Origin of the sequence: Niallia taxi (assembly GCF_032818155.1) — a bacterium.
Taxonomy (GTDB): domain Bacteria; phylum Bacillota; class Bacilli; order Bacillales; family Cytobacillaceae; genus Niallia; species Niallia taxi_A.
Genome location: NZ_CP102589.1, coordinates 3,052,500 through 3,073,895 on the forward strand (window position 1 = coordinate 3,052,500; position 21,396 = coordinate 3,073,895).

Here is a 21,396-nt window from a genome sequence, read left to right on the forward strand (position 1 = left end):
GTAAAATGTTTGATTTTGCCTGATAAACGCAAAAAAAGCTGCCCTATTTAACAGGACAGCTTCAAATATTACATTTTAACGACCTTATGTGTGCCATCAAACTCCATTGGCAGCTTAAGTACGTCTTCAAGAAAATCTAAACCAAAATGATTTAAGAAGTAGAATACATTCCACACGCGTTCCTGAGGTATACCATCAGGTCTTATACATCGTTCAATGCGATTAAACTTACTTAAAATCACTTCATGCTTATTCTTAAGCTCCACTTCTACCTTCTTAGCAAGAAAATCAACTTGATTTTGCAGTAGACTCTCATTCTTTTTAAGAATTGGAAGCAAGCCTTTCATATCATTTGCTATCTCACCCTGTAAATCCGTGTATTTATCGGCAATATCCTGCTTTAGCTGTGTGAGCAGCAAATCCACTTTATCATTACTTACAGATGCCAAAAAGGCATTGCAGGCTTCTTCTGTACCTGATTTAATCACATCAGATAAGTCTAACCCTAGTTCCTCCAAATCAGCCTCCACACATCTTTCCAGCAAAGTAATGTTTAGACGCGGGACAATTGGCGGCATTTTGATGTTCATTTGTTCAAATGCTTGTTTTAGTTCAGCCCAATAAGCAATTTCACCAGGCCCACCTATGAATGCTAGTGTCGGAAACAGCAAATCCTGCATAATCGGTCTTGTTACCACATTATTGCTTAGCTTATGGGGAAATTCACTGGCGATTTCCTTAAGCTCAGCAGCAGTAAAATGCACCGATTGATCCTTGCCAACAAACTGCTGCTTTTCTTCATCAAATGTAAGCAGAATTCTCTCAGAATTGTCCTCATCATAATAGAATAAGTTAACTGGATTTTCGCTCATTTCAATAACAGTTGTATAGCCGCTTTCCTTAACCAATGATTGCTGCTTGCTGACCGCTTCACCAATTTCTTTAAATTGACTGATTTGGTTCAAGAATATTTCTTTCTCAAGCGTCCGTAAATCTTTATTTCCTGAATCGACAATAAGCAAGCCGAACTTAGAAAATAACTGCATCACTAAATAACTGAACACATCGACAAATGTCTCAGATGCTTCAGCCGCTTCCTTAACTAGTGCAAGCAAATGCTTCGAATGCGTTGTTTCTCCATCTGCCTTAATTAGCTTCTCGGCCCAAACTTTAAAAACTTCCTTATCTAATTCGATGTCTGAAGCCATCTTTTTCTCGATTACCCTTTGCGGGTACGTTTTTCTTACCATTTTTTCACTGCCTGGCACAAACACATGATTTACTTCTAAATAATCATGATCCTCGCCCGCAATCCAGAATACAGGAATGACAGGAATTCTCAGTTCTTTTTCCTTTTTGTCTGCAAGCAGGATAATGCTGATAATTTTATGTATAGAATATAACGGTCCTGTAAGAATACCAGCTTGCTGTCCACCAATAACAACAACACTGTTGTCCTCTCTCAAGCGAGCAATGTTTTGCTGAACTTTGTCTGATTGAGGAAATGCTCTCATATAACCAGCAATATGATCTGCCAATTCATTTCTCATGAATTGCCTTTTCTCCAGTTCCTTCACTCTTTGTTTGTAGCTCTCATTATCACTATAAGTATAATGATAAAAATTGTTCACTTTATCGACCTGTGATAAATAATCTGTCGCAAACTGATTCCCCGCTGGTAACGAGAGATTTACCATCTCCATTTATGTACTTCCTTTCTTAACAAAAGTTTCAATTATTCTTTGTTTCATAAAGTCCATCGTAATAATCATTGTTTATATAATAACCTAATCTTTACATACATAGAGAGTATAGCACTCTCCATAAAAAAAAGAAAAAGACTTTGCTTAAAAATTGTCTTTTTCTTTTTCTTATGCATTTGTATTATATGCCGAACTGTTTCATTACATAGTAAACGAGTCCATACGCCATCAAAAAAAGGTAAGCACAAAAAAAGAGCAGGAAATTAATTCGCCAAAATCCTCGAAAGACTTTTCGATAGACAATCTCCTGTTTCACCTTCCAATGAAGGATAACGATGAAAACACCAATAAATAGAATAACTAGTAATATATAAGATAACAGCGATTTCCCCCAAATAGAAACGATTAAAAAATGGACGGAGATAATAAAAAAAAGTGTACTGATATCTAATGCGAAGTTTACGGACAGTCTGTGTTTTTTCGTAACTTGTTTACATAGGATAAAAATTAGAAGATAGCATATAATCGGAAATGCTACGAAAAAACTGATGACAGCTGAAGTGAATTGAAACATTAAATCCCCCCTTCCCTTTCTTGCTCCTTGCCTTTAAGCATTTCATAAAATGCAGCTGATAATGGTGCATGCTTGTCCTTCTTTGTAGCCAGTGCCAATACATACCCTAAAATAGCATCAATTTCTGTCTTTCTCCCCGCCTCAAGATCCTTTAACATGGAGGATTTATTTGCACTTGTTTGTTTAATAACCTTCCAAACATACTGCTTAACAACTGCTTTTTGGTCATTATTCCATTCAAGAATTTCCGTAATTTCCTCCATAAATGGCACGAGAAGACGTTCATAATGAACATTTTCAATTAGCTTCCCATTATTGATTTCCAAGATAGTTGTCAACGTATTGACCAAGCAATTCACAACCAATTTTTTTTGCATCATCCACATTGGGTCTGTCTGCATGTGCAGCTCAAAATTCGGGATACTGTTCTCTGTAAGCCTTTCTCCTATCCTGCTTGGACGATTTTTTCCGCAAAAAGGTAGACTAGCAATTTGGATAGAACCGACTCCAGCATGCCTAATACTCGCTCCATCAAGCTTCATCACACCATGCTCTACTATACCAACATATAATTCTTCCACAGTTAGCTCTTCTATTGCTTGTAAATGTCCCATGCCATTTTGAAGGAACAAAAGTGCACGGATGCCGTTAGATAACTTCTTCACCTGTTTCATGACAGGCTCTAGTTGATACTGCTTGACAGTAATAATAGTGAGGTCTCCTGAACCATCCCAATTTTCAAAAAGTTCTACACTGACATATTGCTTTTCCATCTTATCTCTAAGTGAAATAGTAAGTCCTTTTTCTCTTAATAAGTCTCTTTGTCTGTCAGTCCGAACATACACGGTCACTTTATGTTTTGGTGCTAGATAAGCTGCACAAAGCAAGCCGATAGCACCACCGCCGATAATGCTTATTTTCATTACAACACCTTTTTTCCCTGTATACTTAATTGTTCTGTAATATTATCTTAACATTTTCTAGCTAAATTAGTAGCGATTAAGGTAAAAGTACCTATAAATATCCTAAGTTAGCCGTTATATAAGGGCATACGGGATACAAATTAGCTATTTAAAGGAATGTTTGTCCTGCCAGGATGGACAATATATGTAAGTTCATTAAATGGCTTCTTTAGTGAACCTAGACAAACAAACCCCCTTAAACATTTTTAAATACAAAAGTTTAAAGGGGTGATTTTATATTATGCTTGCTAGGCGTTTTGCTTTTTTTCCTCTTCTTTAAATACAACCATTTTTCGGGCTTTTTCCATCAATTCCACAAGAGCTTTATATGCTTCTTCCATTGTTTGCAGTTCCTTTTGAAGCTTTTGGTTCTCATTATATAGTTCACTATATTTGGCCTCAAGCTCTGCAGATCTTTCTTTCACAGCATCCGCATCGTGATGCTCCTCATACTTTAACGATTTATCATAAATACTTTTTAAATATTGCAAAATTTCTTCGAAGTCTTTCCCCTCTTCAAGTTCAGCAGTACTTTCCTTAGCGGAAACTTCTTCAATTGGCTCTTCCACGAGAATAAAGCCTTTTTTTAACTGTTTTCGTTGGCTTTTCGCTAACTCTATAGCTGATTTATATTGTTTGCGCACATAAGAGTTCCACCGAAACCCGCATGCAGCACTTGTTCTTGATAGTAGCTTCCCTACTTCCTCAAACGCTTGAAGCTGTGTACCACCCTCTCTAATTAAGCGTAGTACTACTTCAGCTAGCAGTATGTCCTCATCCTTTGACCAAGCATCTTGTCTTGTTGTTGTCATCAGTTAAATCCCTCCTAGTGTTTTTACCATACATATGCATCTACTAGAAAAGATAGACTGATATTTGCTCTTTTAGAAAAAAAAATAATCAATATGCAGCTAGAAAGATAACTGACATGTCTTAATAGTGCTTATATTGCACCATAATGCACTTTTATAGGGCAACTATTCCATGCAAAGCTAGTCTATTAAGGCGCTAATTCCAGCTCTGATATAACTTGTATTCCTTCTCTTCTTAGCAGCGCTGTTGTAACCCCTGCACCATTACACTTAACCCCTTCAAAATTACCATTATATATTTGGCTGCTGCCACAGGATGGACTATTTTCCTTAAGAACAACTGTATTTGCTTGGAGCTTCCGCACGATTTCAAGAGTCTTATAGGCACCGGCCAAATACAGCTCTGTCACATTAATTCCGTTTTTATCTACTACGGTCGCTTTGCCATCTAGAACATCGTAGCCATTGCCTCCTTTAATTTCAGCAGGCTCCCTTGGTGTCTGAAATCCTCCTAGTAATTCTGGACAAACAGCTACCGCACGTCCGTTTTCGATTAGCTCTGTAATTTTTTCATCAAGGCTGTCTGTGCCGTTATATCTTACTTTCATTCCTGCTAAACATGAACTGACTACAATCATACCAGAAAACCCCTCCTGTAATTAGCTGCTAGGTATTTCTATTATACATAAAATAACAATTTTTTCTTAAAAAACACAAAAAAGCACCAGACGATTGTCCGGTGCTTTTTTGAAAAGGAAAATTAGTTGCTTACAACTTCTTTACCTTTGTATGTTCCGCAAGCGCTACATACGCGGTGAGCAAGTTTCATTTCACCACAGTTAGGGCATTCTACCATACCAGGCACTTGTAATTTAAAATGTGTACGACGTTTTCTTTTTGCAGTTTTAGATGTTCTTCTAAAAGGTACAGCCATTCTTCCCACCTCCTTAAAGAGTTATTAAGAAAGTCTTGAGAGCAGATAAATCCATTCTCAGGTTTTCTTTTGTGTCCTTAGCCGTTAAGCAAGGACTGATTACTCATTTTCAAAAAATTTCGCAAGACCAGCAAGCCGAGGATCAACTTTCTCCGTCTGAACCTGCTCGTGGATAACTTCCCAATCCCTTCCGGACTGAGGAGCTCCTTCTTCTGTAATATCTTCACAGAATACTTGCATTGGTACTTCAAGCAAAAGAATTTCTTCAATAATTGGCAATACGTCAATTACATCGCCTTTTACTTGATGAACTTCCTCTTCTCCTGTTTCATATTCTGAAACATTTAAAAGGAAAGTTTCTGTCGTTTCTACATTAATTGGATAATCCACGTCTACTAAAGTACGAGAGCAAGGTAATACTAAATGACCTTGTATTTTAAAATGAAAAGTCACTTTCTTTGAATCAATATCTGTTCTTCCTGTAATATGCATAGGAGATACACGTCTTATGGAGGAATCAACTTCCTTAATTCCATCCACGTTTATTGTTTCATCAATAGATAATCCCTTACTTCGGTATTTTTGTAACTGGCTTAACGTCCATTTCATATATATCACCCCAAGGCAACAAAGGTAATTATAGCTTTCATATAATTATTTGTCAATATTTTTTCTTTACACTATCTTTTTGCATTTTGTATTTCAAAATGGAATTCAAAAATACTTTTTACAAATAGTATACTGCTGTTTCTATTCTACCTAGAATAGAAGGAATTGCAACTATTCTTTCCTGTAACTTTTCCGACATATTTTAGAGGTGCTTTGCGCATCCCTTTCATATCATGTATTCTAAGATTAAAATAGTAGGTACAAACATTAGTTGCCATACTTTTTTTGAAAGAACTTTTAAGGAGATTCAAAATGAAAGCTGTTGGTATTATTGTCGAATATAATCCATTTCATAATGGACATTTACATCATATCCAAAAAGCAAAGGAATTATCAAATGCAGATATTGTCATAGCTGTCATGAGCGGGCCGTTCCTGCAGCGTGGTGAGCCTGCTCTGCTGTCAAAATGGCATAGAGCGGAAATGGCCCTTTCTGGCGGTGTTGACCTCGTTATTGAATTACCTTATGCGTTCAGCTCACAGCATGCTACTATATTTGCACAAGGAGCGGTACAGCTTCTCGACAGCATTGGCTGTGACGCCATCTGCTTTGGAAGCGAATCAGGGAACATCCTCGAATTTATTAATACATATTATTTATTGAATAAGAACAAGGATACATTTAATACAAGCATAAAAAAACATATGCAGGCAGGCTCTAGTTATCCGAAAGCAATGGCAGCAACCTTCACAGAAATGACAAATATGGAGGATGTCGTGGATTTGACATTGCCAAACAATATTTTAGGCTTTGAATATGTAAAGGCAGTACTATCACGAGACTTGCCGATAGAGCTTCATACGGTACAGCGAATCAAAGCTGGCTATCATGATACGGATTTCACGTCTGACACAATCGCCAGCGCTACAAGCATACGCAAAGAAATCATGGTAGGAAACAGCCTTGAGCCTATTACACCGTATGTGAATGCTGTTACTTTAAAAATTTTAGAAGAGTATAAACAAAGGTTTGCCATTTTTCACGAATGGGAAAAATACTGGCCATATCTTAAATTCAGACTGATGCAAATGACTACCACTGAGTTGCAGACCATTTATGAAGTGGAGGAAGGAATTGAGAATCGCATTTTGGCGACCTACGAAAAGGCGAGTTCCTTTCAAGAATTCATTTCCTTGCTTAAAACAAAGCGGTATACATGGACAAGGCTCCAGCGCATTTGTGTCCACATTCTGACAAATACAAAAAAGGAAGAAATGAACGCAAACAACACACCAGCCTATCTGCGCCTTCTTGGAAGCTCCAAACAAGGGAGAGCCTATCTGAAGGAAAGAAAAAAGGCTTTGAAACTGCCTCTTATCAGCAAACTTTCCTCGTTTCAGCATGGCCAAATAGACTTGGATGTCAGGGCAGCTTCTATTTATGCAGTAGCTGCACAAGCTCCCCATCAAAAAACGCTGTTAGCAATGGAATACAGTCAACCGCCGATTATGATGGATTAGCCGAAAAGAAAAAAAGGAATGCCGAAATACGGTCATTCCTTTTTTCCTTTTTTCCACTTTACGATTTCTTTTTGAATAGAGCTAATATGAAGTCGCGCCTCTTCCTCTCCTCTTTCAATAATTTTCTCTAAATCTGTAAATGCTTTACTGTTAAACATTTCGACTTTGGGTCGTATCATAAAGTCACTCGCTACTTCTCGGTTATTAACAAGCTCCCGCTGCATAATGTCAATACTGCGCATGATGACATCATAAATGGAGCCTATTTCTGCATCATTGTCTACATTTGCTACATCTACAGCAATTATTAAGTCTGCCCCCATTTCCTTCACAACAGATACAGGTATTCTGTCAATAACCCCTCCATCTACAAGGAGCCGCCCGTCCATTTTTTCCGGCACAAAAATACCAGGTATAGAAATACTGGCCCTGACAGCTTCTGCAATCGGCCCCTTTTTAAATACTACTTTTTCTCCTGACGACAAGTCTGTTGCCACGATGGCAATTGGAATATCCAATTCTTCGATGTTTTTTCCATATGTGAACAGATGAATAAGCTCCTTCACTTTATTCCCTGCTATAAAACCCATCCTCGGCAATGTGAAGTCGAGATAGTATTTGCGTTTAAAAAACTTGGAAAGAAAGTAGAGTCTGTCAATATCACTTCCTGCCGCATACAAGGAAGCGACGATCGAGCCGATGCTGCTTCCAGCTATATAATCTATCGGAATATTGGCCTCCTTTAATATTTTTATGACTCCAATATGTGCAAATCCCCTGGCCCCGCCGGAACCGAGAGCCAATCCAATTTTTGGTCGCTTCATTGAGGAATACCCTCCAATTATTTAATTTGCTCATAGTAATCTTATGGTCTTTTTTTTCTACTTATGAGTATATTGTTTGGTAGAGGGCTATGGGACGAGTTTAGAAAAATCATTTTTTAAGGGAGGGAATATATCCTTGTATCGTTCGAGAGTGAAGACCATTATTCTAGCTGGCACAGCATCTTTTTTGGCTTTTGCCCTAGTATCATTCCCAGCAACTGCAGTCGAGGCATCGAAGGACGGTTTAAACACATGGTGGACAATCGTGTTCCCATCCTTGCTTCCTTTTCTTATTTTATCTGAAGTGCTGATCGGTTTTGGCGTTGTTCGATTTTTAGGTGTCCTATTAGAGCCAATTATGCGCCCGCTTTTTAAAGTACCAGGTGTTGGAGGGTTCGTGTGGGCTATGGGAATGGTATCTGGTTTCCCAACAGGCGCAAAATTAACGGCTAGATTACGTGAGGAGAAGCAGTTGACAAAGATAGAGGCAGAAAGGCTTGTATCATTTTCCAACGCATCAAACCCAATGTTCATTATCGGCGCTGTCTCTGCCGCCTTTTTTCATAATCCAAAGCTTGGCTTCCTGCTTGCAGCTACACACTATTTGGCAAATTTCACGGTTGGTCTCTGTATGAGATTTTATGGATCTGACGAGAAGAAGCCGACACATAAAAGAAAAGAAACCTCAATCCCGTCTTTAAAGCGTGCAATGCGGGAGCTTCATCATACTCGCTTAAAGGATAAGCGTCCATTAGGAAAGCTTCTTGGAGATGCTGTAACATCTTCTATACAGTCTCTCTTAATGATAGGCGGCTTCATCATTTTATTTTCTGTTATCAACCGTTTGTTGTTTCACTTGCAAGTGACATCCCTTCTAGCAGGTGGTGTTGAGAAATTTTTTGATCTTTTTTCCTTCTCCAGCGCCTTGTCGATTCCGTTCATTGCAGGTATTTTTGAAATCACGCTTGGAAGCAAATTGACAAGTGGTGTGGAAACGAGCACATTAATGCATCAGGCCATTGTGACAAGCATGATTCTTGGCTTTTGCGGCTTAAGCGTGCAAGCACAGGTTGCAAGCATCCTGGCACAAACAGATATCAGTTTTAAGCCATTCTTTTTCGCAAGGATTTTGCAGGCATTTTTCGCAAGCATTTACACCTATTTGTTCTGGGACGCATTCAGCACCCGTTTCCTAGAAGACGATAAGCCTGCTTTTGCGATGCCTGACTTTATCAATGATACTAGTTGGCTTGCTGCAGCAACTGAAAAATGGATGGAGGCTGGTCCAGCATTCACCATCATTTGTTTATCGATATATGTAGTTGTATTATTTATTAGACTTCCTTGGAGGAAGAGGACTATTTAAATAAAAAAAGGCTTGTGAAGATCCTTCACAAGCCTTTTGCCTATCCTTTTAACTGACGGAATTTCTCCTTCAACGCGCTTTCCACTGTTGGCGGCACAAGTTCAGATATATCCCCATCATATTTGCTGACCTCTTTCACAATACTTGAACTCAAAAAGGAATATTGATTATTGGTCATGACAAAAAAGGTTTCAATTTCATCTGACAAAACTCTATTCATTGATGTGATTTGCATTTCGTATTCAAAGTCAGAAACAGCACGAAGGCCACGAATAATTGCAGTTGCGTTAACACTTTTCGCATATTCAATAAGAAGGCCTTCATAGGAGGAGACGGTAACATTAGGAATGTCCTTTGTTACTTCCTTTATTAGCTCCAGTCTTTCCTGCACAGAGAAAAAAGGTTTTTTTGATGAATTGTTCAATACACATACATAAATTTGATCAAAAACCTTTGCCCCTCGTTTAATTATATCAATATGACCGTTTGTAATTGGGTCAAAGCTGCCAGGACATACTGCAATACTAGCCATTTATGTATATTCCTCCACATCTGTTTGTTTTGAATAGATAGAAACGGCAATGATTCCATACTTTTCATGCTTCACTTGTTCAAGATTACCAATCTTGTCTGGAAGACTGATTTCAGAACCGTGTTCACATACAATGACACCATCGCTTGCAAGCAGCCCTTCTCCATCAATAGTTGTCACTAATTTTTCCAATTGCTGTTTTTTATATGGCGGATCTAAAAATATGTAATCAAAAACAGCTTCTCTTTTAATGAGCGCCTTAATTGCCCTCTCTGCATCATTGCGATAAACCTCAGAATTGTCTTCCAATCTGCATGCAGCAATATTGGTCTTTATCGTATGTATCGCTTTGCCGTCTTTATCGACAAAAATGATTTTGTCTAGCCCTCTGCTTAATGCTTCAATACCTAGCCCGCCACTTCCAGCAAAAAGGTCGAGCCCGACTCCGCCCTCAAAATAAGGACCAATCATATTAAAGATCGCTTCTTTTACTTTATCTGTAGTCGGTCTTGTCGAATTACCAGGCACCGCCTTTAACGAAATGCCCTTATTCGTTCCTGAAACGACTCTCATTATACATCACCACTGAATTATTAGTTGTTATAGCTTTATCATGACTATCCTAACATAAACATTTATGTGATTCCATATCACATGCATTCTATATCATAAATTACATATAAAAAACACTGTGCATTCACATTATTTTCTCTTCTTACTTTTTTTTTACTAAAAAAACAATCTGTTATGTATAAGGTGAGCATCCTTGGCAATACTGTAATTAACAGCATCTATTCGAGGATGTTGTTGCCAACCGCGGAGAAGACTTACGTTTCCCCATAAGTTCTTCCTCCGGTTTCTCCTCTCCCTTTACCTTCTTTCCTTATAGGATATAGAAGGAGCCTGCAAGCCGCTCGCTTGCAGGTTTTTTTTTCATATAAAAAAAACTAAGAAATATTCTCAGTTTTTTTATATACCCATCTTATAATCATACTCTTTTGCTTTATCCGGTTTGGAATTTTCAAACTCCATTTTCAAGAATGGTTTATAGGAAGGCTCCACTTTTTTTACAAAAGAGAAGGAGTTTAGCTTTTCCATTAATGCTTCTGCTTCATTTAAATTAGTGTAAAGCACAACATACTTTAATCTTTTGGATATATAGTGGACATTACCATATCTGCGCAGCATTTTCGCCTGCTTCAACGAATAAAGGTAAACGACCAATCCTTGCCTCTGCCCTAGCATGGAATCCCCCCACTTCAATTTTTTTTATTTTAGCACAGCATAGTAAAAAAACATACTGAGTTGTGCCACTTTTCAAAAAAGGACAACATTGCTACTGAATAATACATAAAAAGGCGATGAAGCTTAGAAGTCATCATCGCCTTCCATCATTATGCTGAACAACTGCAGCTTCCTCCACTGCCGCAGCCACCGCTGCAGCCGGAAAGCTCATCAAAGAATGGATTTCCTGTCGGAACTTTAACAAATTCAGAGACAGACTTACCAATGATGACACTTACCTCATCGAGCAATTTTTGCAAGTTGTTTTCCGCTATTTTAAATGCAGCTACATTTTCGTCCATATCCACTTCCCTTTTGAGCTGTCTGATTTCCATCATGACCCGCTTATACTCAGGATGATATTTGCCGAAACGCTGCACTTCTTCGTACAGTTCTTTCATTTCATTAAAAGAAATGATTTTGCTCTGTGTTTCTTTATCGGTGTAGAGGTTTGCCACACGCATTCGATATTGTTCTGCCACATCTGATTCCAATATCATTTCGGCAATGGACTCTGCCTCTTCTTGTATCATAATCAATTCGGTTGTAGCAAGCACTATTAGCTCACCTCCAATTCTCATTTTAACTGATAAGCGTGAGAAAAGAAAGTAATCTGTGCGAAAACAGGATGATAGCCTGCTGTAACCACTTAATTAATTATCACGTTAAATTCTTTTTCAAACACATTTGTCCCTTTGTTGTTAACAATCTTCAAGTGGGCATGATGCTGACCAGTTGCCACATTTCTAACGACAAATGCTGCACTATTAAACACACCAGCTGGTTTGCCATCCAATGAAAGCATGATTTTTCCTGTTTCCTTGTCACTGTCTTCACGAAAGGAAATAGTTGCTGCTTTACAATCAACATAAAGATTATTCCCTTTTACTAGGGTATGGACAGTAACATCCTTTGGCATGGCTACAGCAGATACCGTTTCATTCTGCGCTTCTTGGGCTTTGGCTTGTCCCTTCTCCTTTACCTCAGGATCTGGGACATCATGATTGCAGCCATTTAAAAGAAATAGAGCAGGAATACAAAACAATAGTATTTTTCTCATAAGGAACAGCTCCCTGACTAAGTACTTTTCGTTTAGTATTCGCTGCTACCACTCTTTTTACTCTCTATATATTATTTTGTTAGTTGACTATCATGATTGGGCATTCATTGCTTGAAACATACTGAACATCATGGATGCCATCTGAACACCATTAGAAAATTTTTCAACACGGTGAGGAATTGTTTTTTTGTAATAATGCATGGAGGCAATTTCAAAACTTTGCAAATCACTTGGATTCCTGCATAATTGCCGGTACCAAAGGGGCTGTTCACGGATGAACTGCTGTAACTCTCTGTTTTGCTCAATATATTCCTTTACGTTCTTCCTCATCTAAGTCCCCTCCGCTAGTCTTTTCGAAATGAAAAAGGTCCTGTTGGCTGTTGTGTTGTTTTCGTGCTAGCATTTTGAGAGCCACCGCTGCTCGGAGAAAATTGGGAAATAACACCTTGAATTGTGCCTAGTGCCTGACTAATGTTAGCAATATAACCTTGAACCTGGTTTTGATCCATGTTTTTCAAGGAATTCATCACTGTAGACATCCACAGTGATTTGCTCGAATCAGTACTAGCCTCTTCCTGCTTTCCTGCTTCTTGCCCTGCTGATGGATTGCTGCTAAAGCGAGTATCTTCTTCTCCAAGCAAGTACCAATCTTCAAACAATCTTTGCCAAGTCGTGTCTCCCCTTCTTACTTCCTGTATAAGGTGGGGCTGTGTCTTTACGAAGTCTTTAAATTGCTGAACAGAAGGATGTAGTTGCTTTTCTGACATGATCTTCACCTCTTTTACGTTACATATGCCTAACATACTATATGTGTAGGCTCTCAAAAGGTGTCTTTCCGACAAAATATTTTTGGGCAAAAAAAACACTCCAATTGTCTGCCTGACATTGGAGTGTTTCTAAGTCTACCATTTTTCAATAAAGTTTTGTGTATAGTATTTATTGTATACACCTACACCTAAATGGGTGAATTTCTCATTTAGAAGGCATTCTCTATGGCCTTTACTGTTAAGCCAGCCTTCCATGACAGCTGCGGCGTCAGTATAGCCTGCCGCTATATTTTCCCCTGCGAGCTGATAAAAGACATCTCCAGCCTTAAGCCTTGCCTCCAAGTCCCCGGTTTTAGCAGAAGTATGGGAAAAATCCTTTGTATCATACATATCAACACTATGTCCTAACGCAACATTTGCTGTATCTTCATCCCATTTAACTGACGTTAATTTAAATCTGCTTCTAATAACGTTTGTTATATCTAATATTTGCCGTTCATTGCCATCTTCAACTGCTTCATTTTCCTTTACTACAGAGGCCGCTTCTAACAGCTCTCCTCTGTACACAAGTTCATATGGCCTGATTTGAAGCAATGTCCTTGCATCCATATAACGTACACTTGATAACGTTCCTGTAAACTTATCAAAGTATAGCTGCATATAATAATCGCCCATTTTCACAAGTGGCCGGTTATTTATCTCGTCTTCTGAAAGTTCAAACCGATAGGAGGAGTCTTCATAATTTAAGCTGATATTCGTTTCAATTGGAGTCTTTTCATAAATATCGCCTACTTCTTCCCCAATCTTGTATGGAGATATGTCGACATCTTGTCCGATTGCAAAAATCGTTACCACTTTATCATCAAGCACACCAACCTGAAAATATTTGGAGGAATCTTTATTGTAAATCCACCATTCATATTCATAATTGGAGGGATCTTTTCTAGTTGGTTCTCCATATTTCTTAACAAGCTCCTTAGCAGTGCTGCCAATCATACTGCCAAGTCCTTCTTTCGGCATTGTAATGGATGAGTCTTCGGCAGTTTCCTCCGTTAACCCCTCATCCACCTTTGCAGAGTTCTCGCCTTCATCTACAAGAGCATCAGAGCTATCGCGCGTTTCCGTAATACTTAAATAAAACCAAAATGCAAGCAATATAGAAATAATAACCACAATCCTGATTATCGTTTTCAGAGGCTGAACCCCCTCTCTACCATCATTTCTATCATTATATGTTTGCTACTTACTAAATAGTATAGCATTTCTGAAATAAAAATTGATAGACAATGGCTTTCTGGCTTAAAACCCTAGTATTGCTTTAATAACGGAAGTAGTCTCACCGCCATGATAGATTACATACAGAAGCACATATACAGCAACACCTGTTATTGCTGTAAAAAACCATATAATGCTTGTGGTCGGACCAAGTTTGCGATGTATATCATATCGTTTTCTGTAGCCTGTTACGAGCATAGTGATACCCAGTACTGCTCCAGTTGTCGCTAACGTTATATGGAAAATCAAAAATATGGTGTAATATATTTTGATATCATCTGGTCCGCCAAACGCTGTATTTCCGATAAAAATTGTTCTTGAAGCATAAATAACAAAGAAAATAACCGCACATACAGCTGCAATAAGCATTACTTTTTGGTGTGCTTCTATTTTCCTTTTAATTATCAATCCCCAACCGATTGCGACAAAAATCGCACTAAGTACAATAAAGGTAGTGCTAATAGTAGGTAAAATTGGTAGTGAATAGTTCATTTTCAAACCCTCTCTAATAAAATGTTATATCATTCAAGCCTTATGACAGTCTTTTTTTTAAAAGTGTACCTTCTCACATAAAAAATATGTACTAGTTAACGTAATTTCTCATAAAAAAAGATATTCCAGCAAAGGATAAACACGCTTGATCTTGCAATCTCATCAAAGTCTGTCATGCTCTCTCTTTATCTTAACGGCATCACCAAGCAAGAATCAAGCTGCATTCCTGACTTTGCGAATAACTGTTAATGAGACAAAACAGACAGTGATGAGATGTTGAATTATCGTGTCCATCCAAAGATAGAATATCCTCTTATCTTATGTTTATATAAATGTGACAATGACCATCGCAACGAAAAGGATCGTCATGTATTGAAGAGAATATACGAACATGGCAGTCGCCCATTTAATCTCGTCCTTTTTCTTACTTGCCAAAATACCTGTAATAATCCAGCCGACATTAAGCAATGTTGCCAAAATCAAAAAAGGTACACCGAGCTTCATTAGTAGGAATGGCAATGGAAAAAGAGCAATAATCCAGCCATACGTATGTTTCTTCGTTACTTCAAAGCCTTTAACTACAGGCAGCATTGGAACGCCTGCTGCACGGTATTCCTCTACTCTTCTAATTGCCAATGCATAGAAATGTGGTGGTTGCCAGAAGAACATGATTAAGAATAAGCTCCATGCCATAATATCAAGGTTTGGATCAATTGCAGCCCAGCCGATTAATGGTGGTACAGCACCTGAAAAGCTTCCGATTACTGTATTCGAAACAAGTCTGCGCTTAGACCACATTGTGTAAACGACCACGTAGCTAAAAGCACCAACTAGTGCAATAACTGTTGCGGAAATTGTTGTGAGCAACATAAAGAATGTTCCGATTGCCAGAAGACCGAACCCTAATATCGCAACTTTTTTTGGTGTTACTTTCCCTGTAACAGTTGGTCTTTCCTTTGTTCTTTCCATAAGTGGATCAATGTCCATATCAATAAAATTGTTAAGCGCACATGAACCTGCGATAATTAACGCTGAGCCTATTAATGTATACAGAACTGTGTCGATATTCATCAAAAATTTCTCTCCAGAAAAATGCAGCGCCAGCCACAATCCTGTAAAGACTGTAATCAGGTTAGAGTTAACAATACCTATTTTTATCAGCGCTAAAAAATCCTTCCACGCCGATGTTTTTGGTAGTTCTCCGTCCACTTGAGCTTCAGGATACGCTCTATAATTTGCCATAGATGTTTCCTCCTTTATTTTAACCAAAATCTCTATGCTTTTTTATAAAAAACTTGATCGTTGGAGCAGACAATAGTTTGTTTGTTCACTGAAATCGTTTGTGCCTCATTTCACAATGTTTTCAACATTTATACGATGAAAAAAGGCCCTTTTACTATTAAAACATATTTACAGCTTTTTTTCCGCAATTTTTTACAAAAAAATAAAAGTATCCCTAAACGAAAGAGATTCCTTCGAGCCAAGTTCTATTATAAATCTATTTGTCCTAATAGCCAAATAAAATAACCGAAATGGATAAACTTCACTTACATAGGAAAATAAAAGAAGATGCCCACTAAGTTTAGCGGACATCCTCTTTGGCTAGAACCTTTCATTTTGCGCAAATCGTTTTCTTCTTATTGATTTAGGCATAGAAGGAATGGTATCTTCTTCTTTGTTTTTATAAACTTTTTCATATTTTGTAAACATAGATACGTTCAACAGTATTCCCATGCCGATAGCAAGCTGTACGAGTGATGAACCGCCATAGCTTACAAACGGAAGCGGCACACCTGTTAGTGGAATTACTCCCGATACACCGCCAATATTAATAAATGACTGTATGCCGATCATGCTTGATATTCCAATTGCAAGCAAGCTGCCAAAGGGATCCTTGCATTTCAAGCCGATATATATTCCTCGTAAAACGATATAGCTTAAACAAACTACGACAAAGCCGACTCCGAATATGCCGAGCTCTTCTGCAATGACAGCCATAATAAAATCAGTATGACCGTCTGTTAAATACCCAAGCTTCTGGATTCCTTGCCCAAGGCCAAGACCTTTTAAGCCTCCGCCGCCAATTGCAAGGAGTGAGTTGCTCATTTGATAGCCACTGCCTTGGACTACTTCTTTAGAGAAAGGCGAATCCAGAAACACAAAAATTCTGCTCAATTGCTTTGCAGTCAATACACCTTTGCCGAAAAGCTGCATAACGAGAGCCAAAAATCCGCCAAAAGCAAGACCTATGCCGGCAAGCTTCATTAAGTTCTTCATGTTCATACCGGAACAGACGATAATTGTTGCTGCAATCATGAAAATAATGGCTGCTGTCCCGAAATCAGGCTGAAGTCCGACGAGTGCACATACAAGCACTAAGTATGCAAGTGGAGGTGCAACTCCTCTGTTAAATTCGTTTATGTAAGATTGTTTTTTCGCATATATAGCCGATAGATAAATAATGACAGACAGCTTGACAAATTCCGCAGGCTGCAAGCTTGCTGTACCTACCTTGTACCAGCTTTGTGCGTTTCCTGCTACGTGTCCAAGTAAAAAGACTCCGAAAAGACCAAACACGGACACTAAAACCATCGGAACCAAAAATCTGTTGCTCATAAATGCCTTATATGGAAAAAGCGCGACAAAAATAAAAGCAACTCCTGCCACAAGCAAGTTAATGATCTGTTTTTTATAGTAATAACTGCTGCTGTCATGACCATAATACTGGACAGATGATACCATACTAGCACTGTATATCATGATAACCCCAAATAGTGATAGTAAGACCATTGCAACAATCAGTGTATAATCATATGATTTTAAGATTTTTTTTAACATCTGCTGCTACCCCTTACTCATTCTTAGCAATGACAATACATTCGCTGCCATTTGTTTCAAATCCTGCCTGATTCGCTCAGAAGATTTTCCATTTGCTGCTTTCTAATATTCTATCATGTTATCAGAATTATAACATTGATTTCTTTTTTCAGCTAAAATAGTGGCAAACAAAAAAACTCAAACAATAGAGTTCGTTTGTTTGAGTTCGTTTATTATTTTCTTATAGATGCTTCATGCAATACTGAAAGTTCTTTCTCCAATTCATCTAGTATCTTCTTGCCGACACTTTCTTCCACTAACCCTAGACGGATGGCAAAATCTATCTCTTTAGATAATCCAAACATTTGTGTATCCAAAACTTCCTCATATAAAGGACATTGTGGCATTGTTAAGTTATCCATTTGAACTTTTATAAGCTTTAGTATTTTTTCAGCATCTGCTTTTAGCAGTGCACTTGCTTTCTCTTTATGATTTATGATCATGTCAGAAGTCAACCCTATCCCCCCGTTTCCGAGCGATTATCCTATCTATAAAGTTTAAACTCAACATAACAAAATTGCAAGAACTATCATAAGAAAGTTATTTACCAATTTTCAAAAACTGGAAATCTCTTATTAATATAAAATTCAAAACTGACAAAGCTGCATGGAAAAGATATACTAATTACATACATAATTTTTTCAAACAGCTTTTTAGACTGGAGAGATATTTATGAGCCAAATTATCCAAGTAAAAGGGTTAGTCACTTTTCCAATTACTATTGATCCAAGCGTTTGGATTTTTGATGACCGTAAGAAAACTAGTGAGGAAATATTCGCTCCTAGCCAAGCAAAATCTGAATTAGAGGCATATACGAAAGAGGTTTCAAAACACTGGGATCGCGAATTGCTTGAAGGCGCTCGATTACCTGAGAAACAGACAGAAACAAAAAAATACAAAAAGCAAGAAATCCTGTCAGGCACTTTCTACATGCCGCTTGCTCCTTTTATTAAAAACGCTGAACCATTACAGGATGCACAGCAAATTGTCATTCATACAGCAAACAAGGAACAGACTTTCCCTCTTTCTGTCATGGATGAGATGGTTCTCCTTTTCTGCAGAGACGGTAAGCCAATTCTTGATGACGGTCCCATTTACTTATATTTTCAAAGCAAGGGTTCAGATGAGCCGCCAATAAGATCTATCACAGGCTTTGAATTAAGGTAAATAGTATAATTCGCGCTGCTTATTATTGTAAAGGAATACATTTTACAAACTTAACTAAGTTCTGTTTAAACTGTCATGTTGCGCTTTTTGACTAGATGCTAAAGACAGCATCTAGTCAAAGGCAGCGCATAAAAGTTGCCCAGCTTACAGCAGATCTGCAGCCAATTGAGCTAAACCAGAGCGCTCTCCCTTTACAAGCTTGACATGACCGGCAATCTGCTGATCTTTAAAACGCTCAACTACATAGGTTAACCCATTGTTAAAGGCATCCAAGTATGGATGGTCAATTTGTTCTGGATCACCCATAAGGACAATTTTACTTCCTTCTCCCACTCGGGTTAGAATTGTCTTTACTTCATGCTTAGATAAGTTTTGTGCTTCATCAATGATAATAAATTGATCAGGTATGCTTCTTCCTCTTATATATGTCAGTGCCTCTACCTCTATTGATCCCATGCCGGCAAGGATTGCTTCTAGTTCTCCAGGCTTTTTCGTATTGAAAAGATATTCCAAATTATCAAAAATTGGCTGCATCCAAGGTCTCAGCTTTTCCTCCTTTTCACCAGGAAGATATCCTAAGTCTTTCCCCATTGGTACAATCGGTCTTGCGACAAGCAGTTTTTTATAATCCCCATAATCCTCTGTTTGCATAAGCCCTGATGCTAATGCGAGCAATGTTTTTCCTGTCCCTGCTTTACCTATTAATGTAACTAAAGGTAAATCTCTTTTCAGCAGCAATTCAATTGCCATTGTCTGCTGAACATTTCTAGGACGAATCCCCCAAATATGTTCATGGTCAAAGATAAGCTTCTTCACATGCTTTCGCGATGCATCCACCATTGCCAATGCCGAGGAGGAGGATCCAAGCACGTCCTTAAGAAGGATGAATTGATTCGGGTAAAAGGCTCCCGTATTATACCCTGCCCCCAATTCAGATATGAGCAGCTGGCCTTTTTCGTAAAACTTATTTAATATATCTAAGGTTACTTGTACATCTGTAAAACCTGTATAAAGGTGATCATTCTCTACCACCCGGTCGCTCAAAAAATCTTCTGATACAAGCCCGATTGCATCTGCCTTTACGCGAACAAGTGTATCCTTGCTGACAAGTATGACAGTTCGTCCATCCGCTTTTTTCTCTTCCTCAAGAGACAAATTTTTAGCAACAGCTAAAATTCGATTATCATTTGTTTTCTCCACGAAAATTTCTTGCAGCTGATGAAAGGATCGATGGTTCAATTCGATTCGTAATGTACCGCCATTTTCGAGTGGTATTTTTTCATGCAGTTTTCCTGATTCTCTTAGATTGTCAATTAGTCTTGATATTTGTCTTGCATTCCTCCCTATTTCGTCCATATAGCGTTTTTTGCTGTCTACTTCTTCTAAAACTACTGCTGGAATAACTACATCATTGTCTTCAAAAGAAAAAATGGAATAAGGGTCTTGTAACAAGACATTTGTATCTAAAACATAAATTTTACTCAAACTGATGCCTCCTGCTCTAAAAACGTCATAAGTTGCCAACTCTCCGATATCGGAAAGAACCTTGATAAAATATATGTTTTACCGAATAAAGATAGAAGATATTTTGCACAATAAACATGGAAAGCGTAAAAAAATTTTAAAGGAATCATCATACAAGGAGGTAATCCTGCATGAAAAGAAGCATTTTATGCACTTGTCTTATACTGCTGCTTACTGGCTGTTCAGCAAATGGTGATCACGAATCCCAAAATCACGAAACGGACAACCATATAGCAAATGTAAAGAATTCAACAATAAATGAAGTAAACCGAAAATCCGGTCAGGAAATTTCCGAGCGTCTCGTAACTTTAGCCACTAGCATCCCAAATGTTAATGATGCAACGGCAGTTGTTATCGGCAAATATGCCATCGTTGGAATTGACATTAAAGCGAACTTGGACCGCTCAGAAGTGGGTTCCATTAAGTACGCAGTAGCCGAAAGCCTTAAAAATGACCCATATGGCGCTAATTCTATGATTGTCGCAGACCCAGATATTAATGCCCGCCTTGCAGAAATCGCAGATGACATAAAAGACGGAGAACCCGTTCAAGGCATATTCAATGAACTAGCAGACATAACAGGCAGATTGATTCCAGAGTTGCCAGCAGACATCATTAATAACGACCCAGGCAGCAACCTGAAGGTACCAGACAGTAAATTAAACGAAAACGAAAAGAACCAACTAAAAGAAGACCAAGACGAACAATCCAACAACCACCTGAAAGACTAAAATTCGATTCCATGCCACTTTTGTATTATAATAAGCCTATAATCAAATAAATACAGAACATTGATTAGAGGTGCACGTATTGAAAGTGAAATGTGTTATATGCGATAAAATAGAAGATATTGAAGAAAACTCCTTTCAGGCAAAACGACTAAGAAACAGACCCATTCACACATACATGTGCAAAGAATGCGAAACAAGAATAACCCAAAACACCCAAAAACGAATCGACACCGGAAACTTCGTACTCTACAAAAGCAAAATAAAAGAAGAAGAATGGTAACCAGAAAAGCGCAAGGCAGCGTTTAGCTGCGACCAGCATAAGACGAGATGGCCAGTGAGGGGCGTATTCCCCCTCATTGGACAGCTTGACTTATGACCTCGA

Annotated in this window: 26 protein-coding genes; 5 read left to right on the forward strand and 21 right to left on the reverse strand. The window is 38.2% G+C overall.

The window, feature by feature from the left end:
- Nucleotides 1-68: 68 nt before the first annotated feature.
- The 7 genes from bshC to NQZ71_RS15420 all read right to left on the reverse strand — a co-directional run bounded on the left by bshC (nt 69) and on the right by NQZ71_RS15420 (nt 5,594).
- Nucleotides 69-1,703 (reverse strand): bacillithiol biosynthesis cysteine-adding enzyme BshC, encoded by a 1,635-nt coding sequence (gene bshC, locus NQZ71_RS15390; protein ID WP_260054225.1) that lies wholly within the window; start codon nt 1,701-1,703, stop codon nt 69-71.
- Nucleotides 1,704-1,884: 181 nt separating this feature from the next.
- On the reverse strand, nt 1,885-2,277 hold the full coding sequence (locus NQZ71_RS15395) for a DUF3397 domain-containing protein (RefSeq protein WP_144452347.1): 393 nt from the start codon (nt 2,275-2,277) through the stop codon (nt 1,885-1,887).
- Entirely contained in the window at nt 2,277-3,200 is a 924-nt protein-coding gene (locus tag NQZ71_RS15400) for a 2-dehydropantoate 2-reductase (RefSeq protein WP_317010940.1), read from the reverse strand. The genes NQZ71_RS15395 and NQZ71_RS15400 overlap by 1 nt, the downstream gene beginning before the upstream one ends.
- Before the next feature lie 287 nt (nt 3,201-3,487).
- Nucleotides 3,488-4,051 carry an RsfA family transcriptional regulator gene (locus tag NQZ71_RS15405; protein ID WP_144452345.1) on the reverse strand — a complete coding sequence of 188 codons (564 nt, stop codon included), beginning with the start codon at nt 4,049-4,051 and terminating at the stop codon, nt 3,488-3,490.
- A 188-nt stretch (nt 4,052-4,239) separates the two neighbouring features.
- Nucleotides 4,240-4,689 carry a 2-thiouracil desulfurase family protein gene (locus NQZ71_RS15410; RefSeq protein ID WP_260054223.1) on the reverse strand — a complete coding sequence of 150 codons (450 nt, stop codon included), beginning with the start codon at nt 4,687-4,689 and terminating at the stop codon, nt 4,240-4,242.
- A 122-nt stretch (nt 4,690-4,811) separates the two neighbouring features.
- On the reverse strand, nt 4,812-4,985 hold the full coding sequence (gene rpmF / locus NQZ71_RS15415; RefSeq protein ID WP_016200993.1) for a 50S ribosomal protein L32: 174 nt from the start codon (nt 4,983-4,985) through the stop codon (nt 4,812-4,814).
- 99 nt (nt 4,986-5,084) lie between these two features.
- Entirely contained in the window at nt 5,085-5,594 is a 510-nt protein-coding gene (locus NQZ71_RS15420; protein WP_144452343.1) for a YceD family protein, read from the reverse strand.
- 312 nt (nt 5,595-5,906) lie between these two features.
- Here NQZ71_RS15420 and NQZ71_RS15425 point away from each other — a divergent pair, with 312 nt between their 5' ends.
- Complete coding sequence (locus tag NQZ71_RS15425; RefSeq protein ID WP_144452342.1) at nt 5,907-7,115, forward strand: nucleotidyltransferase; 1,209 nt, start codon at nt 5,907-5,909, stop codon at nt 7,113-7,115.
- 32 nt (nt 7,116-7,147) lie between these two features.
- On the opposite strand, the gene NQZ71_RS15430 is transcribed toward NQZ71_RS15425, so the two are convergent.
- Complete coding sequence (locus tag NQZ71_RS15430; protein WP_275004854.1) at nt 7,148-7,939, reverse strand: patatin-like phospholipase family protein; 792 nt, start codon at nt 7,937-7,939, stop codon at nt 7,148-7,150.
- 136 nt (nt 7,940-8,075) lie between these two features.
- On the opposite strand from NQZ71_RS15430, the gene ylbJ reads away from it, so the two are divergent.
- Complete coding sequence (ylbJ, locus tag NQZ71_RS15435; protein WP_144452340.1) at nt 8,076-9,305, forward strand: sporulation integral membrane protein YlbJ; 1,230 nt, start codon at nt 8,076-8,078, stop codon at nt 9,303-9,305.
- 40 nt (nt 9,306-9,345) lie between these two features.
- On the opposite strand, the gene coaD is transcribed toward ylbJ, so the two are convergent.
- The 12 genes from coaD to NQZ71_RS15495 all read right to left on the reverse strand — a co-directional run bounded on the left by coaD (nt 9,346) and on the right by NQZ71_RS15495 (nt 18,047).
- Entirely contained in the window at nt 9,346-9,837 is a 492-nt protein-coding gene (gene coaD, locus NQZ71_RS15440; RefSeq protein ID WP_127734861.1) for a pantetheine-phosphate adenylyltransferase, read from the reverse strand.
- Nucleotides 9,838-10,410 (reverse strand): 16S rRNA (guanine(966)-N(2))-methyltransferase RsmD, encoded by a 573-nt coding sequence (rsmD, locus tag NQZ71_RS15445; protein ID WP_144452339.1) that lies wholly within the window; start codon nt 10,408-10,410, stop codon nt 9,838-9,840.
- Between the two features lie 396 nt (nt 10,411-10,806).
- On the reverse strand, nt 10,807-11,082 hold the full coding sequence (locus NQZ71_RS15450) for a YlbG family protein (protein ID WP_127734864.1): 276 nt from the start codon (nt 11,080-11,082) through the stop codon (nt 10,807-10,809).
- 149 nt (nt 11,083-11,231) lie between these two features.
- Nucleotides 11,232-11,678 (reverse strand): YlbF/YmcA family competence regulator, encoded by a 447-nt coding sequence (locus NQZ71_RS15455; RefSeq protein ID WP_260054221.1) that lies wholly within the window; start codon nt 11,676-11,678, stop codon nt 11,232-11,234.
- Between the two features lie 92 nt (nt 11,679-11,770).
- Complete coding sequence (locus NQZ71_RS15460; RefSeq protein WP_260054220.1) at nt 11,771-12,181, reverse strand: hypothetical protein; 411 nt, start codon at nt 12,179-12,181, stop codon at nt 11,771-11,773.
- A 90-nt stretch (nt 12,182-12,271) separates the two neighbouring features.
- A complete protein-coding gene (locus NQZ71_RS15465; RefSeq protein WP_144452336.1) occupies nt 12,272-12,511 on the reverse strand; it encodes a YlbE-like family protein in 240 nt (79 codons plus the stop codon).
- Nucleotides 12,512-12,525: 14 nt separating this feature from the next.
- Entirely contained in the window at nt 12,526-12,948 is a 423-nt protein-coding gene (gene ylbD / locus NQZ71_RS15470) for a YlbD family protein (protein ID WP_144452335.1), read from the reverse strand.
- Nucleotides 12,949-13,083: 135 nt separating this feature from the next.
- The gene (locus tag NQZ71_RS15475; RefSeq protein ID WP_317010942.1) at nt 13,084-14,121 is read right to left on the reverse strand and encodes a CAP domain-containing protein; all 1,038 of its coding nucleotides are present in this window, start codon (nt 14,119-14,121) and stop codon (nt 13,084-13,086) included.
- Between the two features lie 126 nt (nt 14,122-14,247).
- Nucleotides 14,248-14,715: a DUF420 domain-containing protein gene (locus tag NQZ71_RS15480; RefSeq protein WP_144452333.1), complete on the reverse strand. Its 468-nt coding sequence runs from the start codon at nt 14,713-14,715 to the stop codon at nt 14,248-14,250.
- 324 nt (nt 14,716-15,039) lie between these two features.
- Complete coding sequence (gene cyoE / locus NQZ71_RS15485; protein WP_127734881.1) at nt 15,040-15,957, reverse strand: heme o synthase; 918 nt, start codon at nt 15,955-15,957, stop codon at nt 15,040-15,042.
- Nucleotides 15,958-16,317: 360 nt separating this feature from the next.
- Nucleotides 16,318-17,553: an FtsW/RodA/SpoVE family cell cycle protein gene (locus NQZ71_RS15490; RefSeq protein ID WP_144452332.1), complete on the reverse strand. Its 1,236-nt coding sequence runs from the start codon at nt 17,551-17,553 to the stop codon at nt 16,318-16,320.
- Between the two features lie 212 nt (nt 17,554-17,765).
- A complete protein-coding gene (locus NQZ71_RS15495; RefSeq protein WP_127734886.1) occupies nt 17,766-18,047 on the reverse strand; it encodes an Fpa/YlaN family protein in 282 nt (93 codons plus the stop codon).
- 217 nt (nt 18,048-18,264) lie between these two features.
- Between NQZ71_RS15495 and NQZ71_RS15500 the strand changes: the two genes are divergently transcribed.
- Complete coding sequence (locus NQZ71_RS15500) at nt 18,265-18,759, forward strand: peptidyl-prolyl cis-trans isomerase (RefSeq protein ID WP_144452331.1); 495 nt, start codon at nt 18,265-18,267, stop codon at nt 18,757-18,759.
- Nucleotides 18,760-18,903: 144 nt separating this feature from the next.
- Here the strand turns inward: NQZ71_RS15500 and NQZ71_RS15505 are convergent, their stop codons facing one another.
- On the reverse strand, nt 18,904-20,244 hold the full coding sequence (locus tag NQZ71_RS15505) for a PhoH family protein (protein WP_144452330.1): 1,341 nt from the start codon (nt 20,242-20,244) through the stop codon (nt 18,904-18,906).
- 170 nt (nt 20,245-20,414) lie between these two features.
- On the opposite strand from NQZ71_RS15505, the gene NQZ71_RS15510 reads away from it, so the two are divergent.
- Together NQZ71_RS15510 and NQZ71_RS15515 are read left to right on the forward strand one after the other, a co-directional pair.
- Nucleotides 20,415-21,014: a YhcN/YlaJ family sporulation lipoprotein gene (locus NQZ71_RS15510; RefSeq protein ID WP_144452329.1), complete on the forward strand. Its 600-nt coding sequence runs from the start codon at nt 20,415-20,417 to the stop codon at nt 21,012-21,014.
- Between the two features lie 79 nt (nt 21,015-21,093).
- Complete coding sequence (locus NQZ71_RS15515) at nt 21,094-21,294, forward strand: YlaI family protein (RefSeq protein ID WP_127734899.1); 201 nt, start codon at nt 21,094-21,096, stop codon at nt 21,292-21,294.
- The last annotated feature ends 102 nt before the right edge of the window (nt 21,295-21,396 follow it).